This window comes from Porticoccus sp. GXU_MW_L64 (assembly GCF_052983295.1).
Genome location: NZ_JBRKJK010000007.1, coordinates 1 through 12,110, shown reverse-complemented (window position 1 = coordinate 12,110; position 12,110 = coordinate 1). Strand labels below are relative to the sequence as shown.

Below are 12,110 nucleotides of genomic sequence, written 5' to 3'. Positions count from 1 at the left end.
TGGTGTTTTCGCCGCTTTTGGTCACTTAATCGCAGCATTTGGCTTTATTTGATTCGCAGGTAGCGCCCATTCTGCTGTTCCACCAGATTGTGCAATTCCAGAGTGGTTAGCAGGCGGGTCAAGTCCGGGCTGGCAAAACCGGTGCGTTCCATCAGGGTATCGAAATCTACCGGGTCAAAGTCCAGATTGTCCAGCAGGGTTTGTTCCTCAGGAGGCAATTGCGCTTTTTTGTCGTTATCACCCAACTCCGTTCGCTTCAGTTCCACCATGGCCCCCAGTTGTTCGGCAATGTCCGCTACTTCCTCTACCAGAGCGGCGCCCTCGCGAATCAGCTGATGACAGCCTCTGGCGCCGGGATGGTGGATGGAGCCGGGGATGGCAAAAACCTCGCGACCCTGCTCCATGGCGCAGCGGGCGGTAATCAGCGAGCCGCTTTTGCGGGCGGCCTCGACCACCAGAACGCCCAGGCTGAGACCACTGATAATGCGGTTGCGCTGAGGGAAGTAGGCGGGCAGCGGTTGGGTATCGGCGGGCATTTCCGATACCAGAGCTCCGCCATTGTCGAGAATTTCCTGCGCCAATTGCTGATGGCGCTGCGGGTAGATGCGCTCCACCCCCGATGCCAGTACCGCAACGGTTTTGCCCTGGGCCTGTAATGCACCCTGGTGGGCTTCGCCGTCGATGCCCAGTGCCAGGCCGCTGGTGATGGCAAAGCCGCAGCGACACAGTTCGGCGGCAAAACGGCGGGCGTTGTCGCTGCCGCCCTTGGAGCGCCTGCGACTGCCAACGATGGCCAGTTGTGGCAGAGACAACAGGTCCACATCTCCTCGCACGTAGAGCAGTGGCGGTGGGCAATGCAGTTGTTGCAGCAGTTTGGGGTAATCTTCCGAGCTGATGGGGAGCAGAGTGGTGCCTGTTGCTCGTTGTGGTGCGGGTGCGTCCAGCCAGCGTTGGCGATTTTTGTTTATTTGCTGGACAGCGCCGGGTTTGATCAGTGGGCGAAGTTGCTGCGGTTTTGCGCGCAGGGCACTGCTGAAGTTGCCGAAACTGCGCCACAGGCTAACCAGTTCAGCGGTGCTGAGGCCCAGTTGTTGTAGTTGCAGGATAATGGCGGATTCTTGCTGTGGGGAGGGGCTGTCCATAGGTGCGTCCTTGCAGGTATTGTATTGGCCATTATAAACACATAAAAAAACCGGCGTGTGACAACGCCGGTTTTTTTATGGAGCTTCGCTCATTGCGAAGCAATCTCCTTGATGTCACGAGATTGCCGCGCTGCGCTCGCAATGACAAATAATTTACGGGTTGTGAACCTCGTCTCCTACCGCCAGTGGGCGGTCGGCCTTCATTACCAGGCCGTAGCTCATTTTCTCGAAGGTGCGGAACACCATCAGCAGGCCGGCGCGTTCGGAAGGCAGGTCTATCGCCTCGCCAGTCACCCGGTCTTTAATGGTTTCGCCGCGCTTGTAAATGGCCAGAATTGCGCCTTCGTCAATGCCATTTCGTGCACCCCGGTTGAGGGCCACCACGTCCAGGCGGCCCACTTGGGTGAGACCGTCTTCAACGGCGATTATCACGCCGTCGATATTCTGCTCCGGTGCTTTCGGGTAGAAGGTGGCGTTGATTTTGCGTTCTTCATGGGGCAGCAGGCGGTCGGCAATGCGAATTTCCTCGGCGCTGCGGGTGGCTTTAAAGGTGGCCACGTTATTGTCGGAAATCGCTTTTAACTGGCCGGTGCCAATGTCTTTGGCGCGAATGCCCAGCAATTCGCCGGTGTAAGGGTCCACGTAGGGGTCGCCCTTGCGGTATACGCCGAACGCCGGTACGCCGGGTGCCAGGTCGCCACGGGCGTAAAAGTCCTGGCCGGAGCCGGTGAGCAGGTGCTTGTCAGAGCCCGCCAGCACGTAGGGAGCGGCTTCCAGTACACCGGGTTCCACCACGCGATTGCGAGACAGGAAGTGTTGAATCGCATCCAGCGGCAACGCGGGAATGGCTTCGGCGTGTGGCGTTGCCTTGATTTTCGGGCTCAGCTTGACGTTGCGGCTGCGCTCGACAGTAAGGCGCGGTTGGCCGTCGATGTACACCAGCTTGATCACATCGCCGGGGTAAATCAGGTGAGGGTTGGCGATATCCGGATTGACGTGCCAGATTTCCGGCCACAGCCAGGGGGTTTTCAGAAAGTGATCTGAAATATCCCACAGGGTGTCGCCCCGCTGTACAGTGTAGCGATCAGGCACATCGTTAAAATTGTCAGAATTGGCGGTTACCGCCAGGGCGATTACCCCAAGCAGGCAGCCCAGTATTGCTTTTTTCATTGCGACCCATCCTCTGGTGTATACTTATTGGTCTTAATTTATGAGTCTTGTGGAATCGCAGTTCTCAATTCCATCACCTCAATGGTAGCAGCCAATCAGCCCCCATTGCTAGAAACAGATCACAAACCACCTATGGCCATTTTAGACATCCTGGAATTCCCAGACACCCGCCTGCGCACCAAGGCGCGACCAGTGGTCGCCGTAGACGACCGCATCCGTCAGCTGGTGGATGATATGTTCGACACCATGTACGACGCCAATGGCATAGGCCTGGCGGCCACCCAGGTAAATGTGCACGAGCGGGTGGTGGTGATGGATTTGTCAGAGGAGCGCGATCAGCCACTGGTGTTTATCAACCCGGAAGTGGAGGTGCTGGACGGCGATACCCGCGACTACGACGAAGGCTGCCTGTCGGTGCCGGGCTTTTACGAAACCGTGCAGCGGCCAGAGAATATCCGCGTAAAAGCTCTGGACCGGGACGGCAACCCCTATGAACTGGAACCGGACGGTTTGTTGGCAGTGTGTGTTCAGCACGAACTGGATCACCTGGACGGCAAATTGTTTGTGGATTATCTGTCGCCACTCAAACGCCAGCGCATTCGCGCCAAACTGGAAAAGCTGCAGCGCCAGAATAAATGACTGACTCTATCAATTGCCCCCTGCGCATTGTGTTCGCGGGCACCCCGGATTTTGCCGCTCACCACTTGCAGGCATTGCTCGATGACGGCACTCACCAGGTGGTTGCCGTTTACACCCAGCCAGATCGTCCAAAAGGCAGGGGCAAGCAGCTGGCCGCCAGCCCGGTAAAGGCGTTGGCTCTGGAACACAGCCTGCCGGTTTATCAACCGCAAAACCTGAAAAGCCCTGAAGATCAGCAACAGCTGGCAGCCCTGGATGCAGACATTATGGTGGTAGTGGCTTACGGGCTATTGCTGCCACAGGCGGTGCTGGATACTCCCCGCTTTGGCTGCATTAATGTTCATGCTTCGCTACTACCGCGTTGGCGCGGTGCGGCGCCCATCCAGCGCGCCATTGAAGCGGGTGATGCAGAAACCGGCATCACCATTATGCAGATGGCCGCAGGGTTGGATACCGGCGATATGCTGGTTACCGTCAGGCTGCCCATCGACAATGGCGACACCGCTGCCAGCTTGCACGACAAGCTGCTGCACATCGGTGGCCCGGCGCTGTTGCAGGCGCTGGCAGACATTGCTGCCGGTAAAGCACAGCCCGTGCCCCAGAACGATGCCCTGGCCAATTACGCCCACAAGCTCAGTAAACAGGAAGCGCTGTTGGATTGGCAGCAAAGTGCTGATCAAATCCACCGCCGGGTGCGTGCCTTCAATCCATTCCCAGTTGCCTGCGCGGACATTGGTGGCCAGCGGGTGCGAATCTGGCAGGCAAAGGCCACCGGTATCAAAGCGGCACACAGCCAACCGGGAGAAATTGTCAGCGCCGACGAGTACGGCATTCTGGTGGCTTGCGGGGATGGCTGCCTGCGCCTTACGGAACTGCAACTGCCGGGTAAAAAGCGTCTGCCGGCCGCCGATGTGCTGCGTGGCAACAGTGATTTATTTGCCGTTGGCAGCAGTTTTTGCTGATGGACGTTCGCGTAGCCGCCGCCAAGACCATTGCCGTCACCCTGCGTGAACAGGGCTCTCTGGCCACTGTGTTGCCGGAGCACCAAAGTAAGGTCAAACCTCGCGATCGCGCCCTGCTGCAAGAGCTGTGTTTTGGCACCTTGCGCTACTACCCGCGGCTGGCGCTGATACTGGAAAAACTGCTGGCCAAACCCTTCAAAACCAAAGACAGCGACCTGCAAGCACTGCTGGCCTGCGCCCTTTATCAGTTAATGGAAACCCGCATACCAGCCCACGCCGCCATCGGCGAGTCGGTGCAGGCGGCGGTGGGATTGAGGAAAAACTGGGCCAAAGGGCTGATTAATGGCGTATTGCGGCGATTTGATCGTGAAAAAGGCGCTATCTGCGAAGAACTGTCACAAAGTCGCCAGTTTCAAAGTGCGCATCCCCGGTGGCTTGTGGATGCCCTGGATTCTGCCTGGCCCGGCCACAGTGATGTCATTATGGCCGGCAATAATCAGCGCCCGCCCATGACCTTGAGAGTAAACCGGCAACAATATTCCCGGGATAATTACGCCAAAATCCTCGAAAAATCAGGTTTTGGCTGCCAAATGTCTGCACTATCTGCCGATGCGCTTGTTTTGCATCAACCCACAGATGTGGCTGATTTGCCACACTTTGCCGAAGGCGGCTTGAGCGTGCAGGACGAAGCGGCGCAACTGGCGGCTCAATTGCTGGATGTGCAACCCAAACAGCGGGTTTTGGATGCCTGTTGTGCCCCGGGGGGCAAGACCTGTCACTTGCTGGAACTGGAGCCCAGCCTGGATGTGGTGGCGCTGGATATTGACGAGCAACGCCTGGCGCGGGTGCAGCAAAACCTCAACCGCCTGAGATTGAATGCCCAGTTGATAGCGGCAGATGCCAGCGCTACCGACCGGTGGTGGGATGGCCAACCGTTTGATCGCATTCTGCTGGATGCCCCCTGCTCCGCCACCGGCGTGATACGCCGCCACCCAGACATCAAAGTACTGCGCCGCCGGGCAGATATTGCTAAGCTGGCGGCGTTGCAATTACAGCTGCTGGAAGCGTTGTGGCCACTGCTGGCACCGGGCGGAAAACTGCTGTATGCCACCTGTTCGGTGCTGCCGCAGGAAAACACGGCGTTGGTGGAGCAAGCGTTGCAGGTGCTGCCCGGAGCGCAAGCGCTGCCGCTAAATACCGATTGGGGGCACACCACCACCATCGGTCGCCAATTGTTTCCCCAACCCCAAGGGCACGATGGCTTCTACTATGCTCTTTTACAGAAACGCCCTACCACTGATTGAGAAGATAAACACATAAAAACAATATGAAAATCATCATTCTCGGTGCTGGCCAAGTGGGTGGCACACTGGCTGAAAACCTCGCTCGTGAAGATAACGACGTTACCCTGATCGACACCGATATCGCGCGCCTTAACGAGCTGCGCGACCGCCTGGATATCGGCACCGTTCATGGCCACGGCTCCACCCCTTCGGTGCTCAAGCAGGCGGGCATTGAAGACGCAGACCTGCTGGTGGCGGTGACCTCCATCGACGAGGTCAATATGGTGGCCTGTCAGATCGGTCATACCCTGTTCCACACCCCCACCCGCATTGCCCGTATCCGCGCCCCCGGCTACACCATGCCCGGCATTGCCAAGGACCTGTTCAGCAAGGCCCATATGCCGGTGGATGTGGTGATTACTCCAGAGCAATTGGTCACCGACCATATTCAGCGCCTGATCGAACAACCCGGAGCATTGCAGGTGCTGGATTTCGCCGATGGCCTGGTGCAACTGGTGGCAGTACGCGCCTATCAGGGCGGGCCTCTGGTGGGCCAGGAACTGAAAGCCCTGCGCGAACACATGCCCAATGTGGACTGCCGGGTAGCGGCCATCTTCCGCAAAGATCGCCCCATCATGCCGGAAGGCGATACGGTGATTGAAGATGGCGATGAGGTGTTTTTTATCGCCACCAAAAACAACATTCGCAAAGTCATGAGCGAATTGCGCAAACTGGAACGCCCCTACAAGCGCCTGATGATTGCCGGTGGTGGCAATATCGGCCTGCGTTTGGCGCAGGCATTGGAAAAGCACTTCAACGTCAAGATCATTGAAATGTTCGAGGAGCGTTGTCGCTATCTGTCAGAAGCGCTGGACCACGCGGTAGTGCTCAACGGCCAGGCCGCCGATCAGGAATTGATGCTGGAAGAGGGCATCGATTCCACCGATGTATTCCTGGCCCTGACCAACAACGACGCCGCCAATATCATGGCCTCAATGCTGGCCAAGCGCCTCGGCGCCAAAAAGGTGATGACCCTGATCAACACCCCCGCCTATGCGGATCTGGTGCAGGGGGGCACCGTGGATATTGCCATCTCGCCCCAGCAGATCACCACCTCCAGCCTGCTCACCTACGTGCGCAAAGGCGATACCGTACGTGTGCACTCACTTCGCCGCGGCGCCGCCGAAGCCATCGAGATTATCGCCCACGGCGACAAGCGCAGCTCCAAAGTGGTGGGGCGCACCATTGAAGAAATTAACCTGCCATCCGGTGCCACCATCGGCGCCATTGTGCGCGAAGGCAAACGCGGCCCCAAAGTGATTATGGGCCACCACGATGTGGTGATCGAAAACGACGACCATGTAATCGTATTTATGGTGGACAAGCGCCGCACCAAAGATATTGAGAAGTTGTTTCAGGTTGGTTTTACCTTCTTTTAAGGGGATGAGGGTGATTCGAAGTTCATCGCACTTGGTTAGGGGTCGCACGTCGCACGTCAGACGTCGCACGCTTGGTTGCTGCCACCTGATTGACCGCCCACTATGGGTCGGCTTACTCAAAAGCTATCGTGATTTTGCGCACTTGCAGACACTGCCGCTTTTAGCGTGCGACGTGCAACGTGCGACGTGCGACCGGGGTTTTTAATGCACTTCAACGTTATCGCCCGCATCCTCGGCCTGCTGCTAATGCTGTTCAGCGTTGCCCAACTGCCCTCTGTTGGGGTGGCGCTGTATTACGGCGAGGACACGCTGTTTACCTTTGTCGGCGCCTTTGTGATTACCCTGGCGGTGGGTCTGGTGGTGTGGCTGCCATTTCACGGCAGCAAGCAAGACCTGCGCATTCGCGATGGCTTTATGATTACGGTGCTGTTCTGGATTGTGCTGGGGTTTGCCGGTTCCCTGCCATTGATGCTGGGCACTGACCCCCACCTGAGCTTTACCGACGCGGTGTTTGAATCCATGTCCGGGCTCACCACCACCGGCGCCACGGTTATGACCGGGCTCGATGATTTGCCCCGGTCGGTACTCTATTACCGCCAGCAGTTACAGTGGTTGGGGGGCATCGGTATCGTTGTGATTGCTGTGGCCATTCTGCCCATGCTGGGGGTGGGGGGTATGCAGCTGTACCGGGCGGAAACGCCGGGGCCGGTAAAAGACAGCAAGCTGACACCGCGCATTACCCAAACCGCCAAGGCGCTGTTTATTATTTACGTGATTTTGACGGTGGCCTGTGCCGGAGCCTATTGGTGGGCGGGTATGAGCCTGTTCGACGCCATCTGCCACAGCTTTTCCACCGTGGCAATCGGTGGTTTTTCCACCCACGATGCCAGTATCGATTACTTCGATAGCATCGCCGTAGAGACCATTTGCGTGTTTTTTATGGCGGTGTCAGGGCTCAATTTTGGCCTTCACTTCCATGCCTTGTACCGCCGCAGCCTGGCCCACTACGGGCGCGACCCGGAAGCCAAAATGTACTTCAAGATCATGGCCGCGGGCATTCTGATTACCTGCAGTTACCTGTACTTCACCGGCACCTACGATGCCGAAACCAGTTTGCGCAAAGGCATTTTTGAGCTGGTATCGGTAATGACCACCACCGGTTTTGCCACCGACAACTTCGCTGCCTGGCCCACCTTTCTGCCGTTTTTTCTCATCTTCCTGTCGTTCTTCGGTGCCTGCGCCGGCTCCACCGGTGGCGGCCTGAAAATTGGCCGCATGTTGATACTCGCCAAACAGGGCATGCGCGAACTGTATCGCTTGGTGCACCCCAACGCGGTGCTGCCCATCAAAATCCGCAACCGGGCCATTTCCGACCGTATTGCCGATGCCATCTGGGGTTTTTTTGGGGCTTACCTGGCGGTGTATTACCTGATGGTGTTGTTGCTGTTGGCCTCCGGCCTGGAATTTGTCACCGCCTGGTCCGCCACCGCTGCCTGCCTCAATAACCTGGGCCCGGGATTGGGGGATGTAGCGGTGCACTACGGTAACATCAACCCCTTTGCCAAATGGGTACTGTGCGGAGGCATGCTGCTGGGGCGGCTGGAGATCTTTACCCTGATTGTGATGTGTTTGCCGACGTTCTGGCGGAAGTAATCGGTTTTGTCATCGCGAGTCCCGAAGGGATGCGGCGATCCAGTGGCTTCGATTTTTGCCAGGCGTAAGCCGGGTCTTGCTGCTGTGACACGCCGTGAACCCGTCCATGCTGGCCGCGGTCACAGCAGCAAGTACCCGGCTTATGCCCCGAGGAACTTTCACCAATTCCTCCAGCCGAAAGCCTATTATCAAGAGAGAGTTAACCATGACCGATCAACCTCGCCCGCCACTGCCACCCTTTACTCGCGAAACCGCCACACAAAAAGTGCGCATGGCCGAAGATGGCTGGAACAACCGCGACCCTGAAAAAGTGTCACTGGCCTACACCGCGGATAGCCAGTGGCGCAACCGCGCCGAATTCCCCCAGGGGCGCGAACAGATTATTGAATTTCTCAAACGCAAATGGGCCAAAGAACGGGAATATCGCCTGATTAAAGAACTTTGGGCTTTTTCAGGTAATCGTATCGCCGTGCGTTTTGCCTACGAATGGCACGACGGCGATGGCAACTGGTATCGTTCCTATGGCAATGAAAATTGGGAGTTCGACGAAAACGGTTTAATGGCAAAACGCTACGCCAGCATTAACGATTTGCCCATTGATGAAGGCGACCGAAAATTTTATTGGCCCCAGGGACGGCGCCCGAATGACCATCCGGGGCTCAGTGATCTGGGTTTGTAAGGCGCATGTACAACCTGCTGATTGTGTCCAATGATGCTGAGGCATACGCAACCCATTTGCGCAGTAAATCTTTGCCTGATCTTGAAATATCCATCGCTGAAAACAGCGAACAGGCGCAAGGGTTTATCCATAATGCCAATATTATTCTTGGCGTTCCGGCTTTGGTGGCCCCTCTTCTTGATAAAGCGGCCAACCTGCAATGGGTGCAATCGTCATTTGCGGGCGTCGAGCTGTTTTGTGATTCCGACATTCGAACTGATTACACACTGACCGGCGTAAAAGACATGTTTGGTCAGTCAATGAGCGAATATGTTTTTGGGTATATTTTGGCTCTTGAACGCAACCTGTTTGTCGCCCGCGAAAACCAAATCAAAAAACACTGGAAACCCATTCCCTACCGCCGCCTTGATTCGTTGACCATTGGCATTTGCGGGCTGGGCTCTATCGGGCGGGCGATTGCCAAAACTGCGGCCCATTTTGGCATGAGTGTGCTGGGGTTGAGTCGTTCAGCAAAACCCGTGGCTGTTGTAGAAAATGTTTACAAACCGGCAGAAATTACAGAGCTGGCGCAACAAGTAGACTACCTGGTAACGGTATTGCCCAACACATCAGCAACCCGGGGTATTATTGGCCGCAATGTTCTTGACGCTCTGGGCCCCAAAGGTGTGTTGATTAATGCAGGCAGGGGCGCAACAGTGGACGAACAGGCGTTAATAGCAGCCCTGCAAGCCAACGCTATTCGCGGCGTTGTTTTGGATGTTTTTCAGTCGGAGCCGTTGTCCCGGCAAAGCCCACTGTGGGAATTGGACAACGTTTTTATCACACCCCACAACGCAGCCGTCACGTTTGCCGAAGATATTGTCGAATTGTTTTGTGACAACTATCGACGCTTTCAGGCAGGTGAATCATTGCACTACGTGGTGGATTTTGATCGGCAGTATTGAGCGAAAAAAATTACATCCATCAGGAAAAAGTAACCCATGGCTTCTTTTGTCGGTAGTGTGGGTTTTGGCTTTTTGGTAACCATCTGAAACTATTGGGTTAAATGATTTCTATTGTGGCGCTGCACCGAAAAACAAAGCCAAGGACAAAAGAAGCCACGGCTTGAACCCAAAATGCAAGAATGGTCATATTTGTGATTAAGTGGTTGAAAAATCTGGAGAAATGGTGTTAAAAAGAACCGGAGTTGTCAAAATAAACGAAGCCGGAAAAAGAAGCCATGGCTTCATAATAAGCTGTTAACTAGCCTCACAGATTCAAAGTATGAAGTTAGCTGAAAAAATAGTGTTCATTGCTTTTGTCTTTTCTTTAGTCTGGTATCTATCGGAAAGGCTGCTGGATTTTAATGTAAGTGGCCATATTCCATTGGTATTCATTGCAATATTTTTGTGGGGTGTTCATATAATCATTCAATACTTTGCAAAGTCTGAAATGGTTATTGCTGCTGGTTTAAGCGTGTCGGCAGGCGAGCTCAATGTCCCATCTAGACGGGGAGGCGCTGCTGTTGGTCTGTTTATTTCGTTGTTATCTATTTATGGGTACTTCGCCGGATGGTCCGGCTAGTTAACAAGCGTATGTTGTTCGCCCCTTCGGGGCTGGGACGGCCTTCGCGTTGCTCAGTCCGCCCCAAATACGGGCGTTATGCATATTAAGCCTTAACTAAGGAAAGAAACATGAGTACTGAGAGTCAAGCATCTGAAAAGAATAGAACTTTAATAGGTTGCTATGGCCTCGCCGCAGGAGTAGCAGCTGGAATCGTTATTGGCTCAATAACTGGAAATGTCGTGCCGGCAATGTTGGTAGGGATGCTCATAGGCGGTGGTTTAGGTGTGTTTATTGCACCAATGTTACCTTCATCATTAGTAAAGCATCTTGATAACTAGCACAAAGTATTGGGCAGTCCTAATGCTATCGGCGTAACTTACGCCTTTAAAGATAAAATGCATAACCAGGCAAAGCAGCGGATCGCCGCACTGCGTGCGCCTCCCCGCTGTTTGCGGCGTTAAATGCAAAGGAAAATCTATGGCTTACATGGTCATACATATAGAGGGAAATAACGAGGAAGCTTATCCTCTCGAAAAACTTCCTACGCTATATTCAGAATTAGAAGGTATCGAAGATGCAGAATCTTATGTCGCCCTTACTCACGAATCTGAATGGTGTTTAAGCGCATATGCAAATGGCACTCTAGTTTGGGAAAATAATTTCTCTGAATTAGACGAGTCTTGGTATATGGAAGGCGTTCCAGAACAAAAGGTAATTGAGCTTTGGTCTTTATTAGCCAGTGGCAACATTGATTTAATTAAACAGCAAACATGGCAACTAGGTGATCCGGTCTATGGCATTTAACAAGTTGCCGCACAATCGCCCTTCGGGCTGGACCTCCCTTTCGGTCGGCCTGTGGGCAAGGCGTTATGAATTCCTGAGGTTCGAGAGAGCAGAATGTACCCAGATGATGTGAATGGCGATGTCTTCAGAAGATTAGAAGAAGACAATTTCGATTTCTCTACTGAACATCCTGTAGATTTCTATGCAATCTATGCCACTGAAAAGGAAGCTGATCTCGTTGCAAGGCAGTATGTAGCAGATTGGAAGGGTGGCCAGCAGTTCAAAAATATAGAAACTAGGCCAAGTGAGAAAGGCGGCATGGAGCTTGAGCTAGTACCTATCATGATGGTCACTTACGAAAACATAGTTGCTTTCGAGAAAACGCTCGCTGAGCGTACCGCAAAAGTAACAGGCTATTTGGACGGTTGGGGTGTCTTAAATGGCTAAATTCATAACGAATAAGGATAAGTAGCGCTTGCCGCGACTTATCCTGTTGTTGAACAAGCCCGGTTCAGGGCGCCCAAGTCGGTTCTTTATATAGCAAATAAATACTCTGGATATCATCGTGACAGGCGCTTTTAAAACGAGCGCCTTTTTTGCGGATGAGTGTTCCCTTTGTTGCGACAGCAACGTCACAACGCCGGATACTCAGGTTGTTGTCATAAAAGCCAGTGCCCTCCGGATTCGGTGAGTTTATTTTTTTCGTACCGCCTATCCCGTTCGTCGTTTCGGACGGAATCCCACAACCGCCATGGGCTGTTGGCAATTGGGGCACAGGAAGGCCGGTCGCGGTGTTTTGGCCATTGGGGGAATGG

Annotated in this window: 14 protein-coding genes; 11 read left to right on the top strand and 3 right to left on the bottom strand. The window is 54.4% G+C overall.

Going from position 1 to position 12,110, the window contains the following annotated elements; all coding sequences use genetic code 11:
- Positions 1-44: 44 nt before the first annotated feature.
- Entirely contained in the window at positions 45-1,142 is a 1,098-nt protein-coding gene (gene dprA, locus ACVBEJ_RS06640) for a DNA-processing protein DprA (RefSeq protein WP_447128831.1), read from the bottom strand.
- A 153-nt stretch (positions 1,143-1,295) separates the two neighbouring features.
- A complete protein-coding gene (locus ACVBEJ_RS06635) occupies positions 1,296-2,312 on the bottom strand; it encodes a LysM peptidoglycan-binding domain-containing protein (RefSeq protein WP_447128830.1) in 1,017 nt (338 codons plus the stop codon).
- A gap of 132 nt (positions 2,313-2,444) precedes the next feature.
- Between ACVBEJ_RS06635 and def the strand changes: the two genes are divergently transcribed.
- The 11 genes from def (at position 2,445) to ACVBEJ_RS06580 (ending at position 11,742) form a co-directional block, all read left to right on the top strand.
- Positions 2,445-2,951, top strand: a complete 507-nt coding sequence (gene def, locus ACVBEJ_RS06630) for a peptide deformylase (RefSeq protein WP_447128829.1) — start codon at positions 2,445-2,447, stop codon at positions 2,949-2,951.
- Positions 2,948-3,913 (top strand): methionyl-tRNA formyltransferase, encoded by a 966-nt coding sequence (fmt, locus tag ACVBEJ_RS06625; RefSeq protein ID WP_447128828.1) that lies wholly within the window; start codon positions 2,948-2,950, stop codon positions 3,911-3,913. Before def ends, fmt begins: the two co-directional genes overlap by 4 nt.
- Positions 3,910-5,217 carry a 16S rRNA (cytosine(967)-C(5))-methyltransferase RsmB gene (gene rsmB, locus ACVBEJ_RS06620; RefSeq protein WP_447129033.1) on the top strand — a complete coding sequence of 436 codons (1,308 nt, stop codon included), beginning with the start codon at positions 3,910-3,912 and terminating at the stop codon, positions 5,215-5,217. The genes fmt and rsmB overlap by 4 nt, the downstream gene beginning before the upstream one ends.
- Positions 5,218-5,240: 23 nt before the next feature.
- Complete coding sequence (gene trkA, locus ACVBEJ_RS06615) at positions 5,241-6,635, top strand: Trk system potassium transporter TrkA (RefSeq protein WP_447128827.1); 1,395 nt, start codon at positions 5,241-5,243, stop codon at positions 6,633-6,635.
- Between the two features lie 204 nt (positions 6,636-6,839).
- Complete coding sequence (locus ACVBEJ_RS06610; protein WP_447128826.1) at positions 6,840-8,288, top strand: TrkH family potassium uptake protein; 1,449 nt, start codon at positions 6,840-6,842, stop codon at positions 8,286-8,288.
- Between the two features lie 205 nt (positions 8,289-8,493).
- Positions 8,494-8,967: a nuclear transport factor 2 family protein gene (locus ACVBEJ_RS06605; protein ID WP_447128825.1), complete on the top strand. Its 474-nt coding sequence runs from the start codon at positions 8,494-8,496 to the stop codon at positions 8,965-8,967.
- Positions 8,968-8,972: 5 nt separating this feature from the next.
- The gene (locus ACVBEJ_RS06600; RefSeq protein WP_447128824.1) at positions 8,973-9,911 is read left to right on the top strand and encodes a D-2-hydroxyacid dehydrogenase; all 939 of its coding nucleotides are present in this window, start codon (positions 8,973-8,975) and stop codon (positions 9,909-9,911) included.
- Between the two features lie 319 nt (positions 9,912-10,230).
- Positions 10,231-10,530 carry a hypothetical protein gene (locus ACVBEJ_RS06595; protein ID WP_447128823.1) on the top strand — a complete coding sequence of 100 codons (300 nt, stop codon included), beginning with the start codon at positions 10,231-10,233 and terminating at the stop codon, positions 10,528-10,530.
- A gap of 110 nt (positions 10,531-10,640) precedes the next feature.
- Positions 10,641-10,850, top strand: coding sequence for a hypothetical protein (locus ACVBEJ_RS06590; RefSeq protein ID WP_447128822.1), 210 nt, complete (start codon positions 10,641-10,643; stop codon positions 10,848-10,850).
- 139 nt (positions 10,851-10,989) lie between these two features.
- A complete protein-coding gene (locus tag ACVBEJ_RS06585; protein ID WP_447128821.1) occupies positions 10,990-11,316 on the top strand; it encodes a hypothetical protein in 327 nt (108 codons plus the stop codon).
- Positions 11,317-11,409: 93 nt separating this feature from the next.
- Positions 11,410-11,742 (top strand): ribonuclease E inhibitor RraB, encoded by a 333-nt coding sequence (locus tag ACVBEJ_RS06580; protein WP_447128820.1) that lies wholly within the window; start codon positions 11,410-11,412, stop codon positions 11,740-11,742.
- Positions 11,743-11,806: 64 nt separating this feature from the next.
- Here the strand turns inward: ACVBEJ_RS06580 and ACVBEJ_RS06575 are convergent.
- Positions 11,807-12,110: hypothetical protein (locus ACVBEJ_RS06575; RefSeq protein WP_447128819.1), on the bottom strand; the 304-nt coding region annotated here is incomplete at its 5' end.

Excerpts from the sequence above, each read along its gene's own strand:
- def (WP_447128829.1), top strand. The coding sequence starts at position 2,445 with ATGGCCATTTTAGACATCCTGGAATTCCCAGACACCCGCCTGCGCACC.
- ACVBEJ_RS06580 (WP_447128820.1), top strand. The coding sequence starts at position 11,410 with ATGTACCCAGATGATGTGAATGGCGATGTCTTCAGAAGATTAGAAGAA.
- ACVBEJ_RS06610 (WP_447128826.1), top strand. The coding sequence starts at position 6,840 with ATGCACTTCAACGTTATCGCCCGCATCCTCGGCCTGCTGCTAATGCTG.
- ACVBEJ_RS06600 (WP_447128824.1), top strand. The coding sequence starts at position 8,973 with ATGTACAACCTGCTGATTGTGTCCAATGATGCTGAGGCATACGCAACC.
- ACVBEJ_RS06590 (WP_447128822.1), top strand. The coding sequence starts at position 10,641 with ATGAGTACTGAGAGTCAAGCATCTGAAAAGAATAGAACTTTAATAGGT.
- trkA (WP_447128827.1), top strand. The coding sequence starts at position 5,241 with ATGAAAATCATCATTCTCGGTGCTGGCCAAGTGGGTGGCACACTGGCT.
- fmt (WP_447128828.1), top strand. The coding sequence starts at position 2,948 with ATGACTGACTCTATCAATTGCCCCCTGCGCATTGTGTTCGCGGGCACC.
- dprA (WP_447128831.1), bottom strand. The coding sequence starts at position 1,142 with ATGGACAGCCCCTCCCCACAGCAAGAATCCGCCATTATCCTGCAACTA.
- ACVBEJ_RS06605 (WP_447128825.1), top strand. The coding sequence starts at position 8,494 with ATGACCGATCAACCTCGCCCGCCACTGCCACCCTTTACTCGCGAAACC.
- ACVBEJ_RS06635 (WP_447128830.1), bottom strand. The coding sequence starts at position 2,312 with ATGAAAAAAGCAATACTGGGCTGCCTGCTTGGGGTAATCGCCCTGGCG.
- ACVBEJ_RS06595 (WP_447128823.1), top strand. The coding sequence starts at position 10,231 with ATGAAGTTAGCTGAAAAAATAGTGTTCATTGCTTTTGTCTTTTCTTTA.
- ACVBEJ_RS06585 (WP_447128821.1), top strand. The coding sequence starts at position 10,990 with ATGGCTTACATGGTCATACATATAGAGGGAAATAACGAGGAAGCTTAT.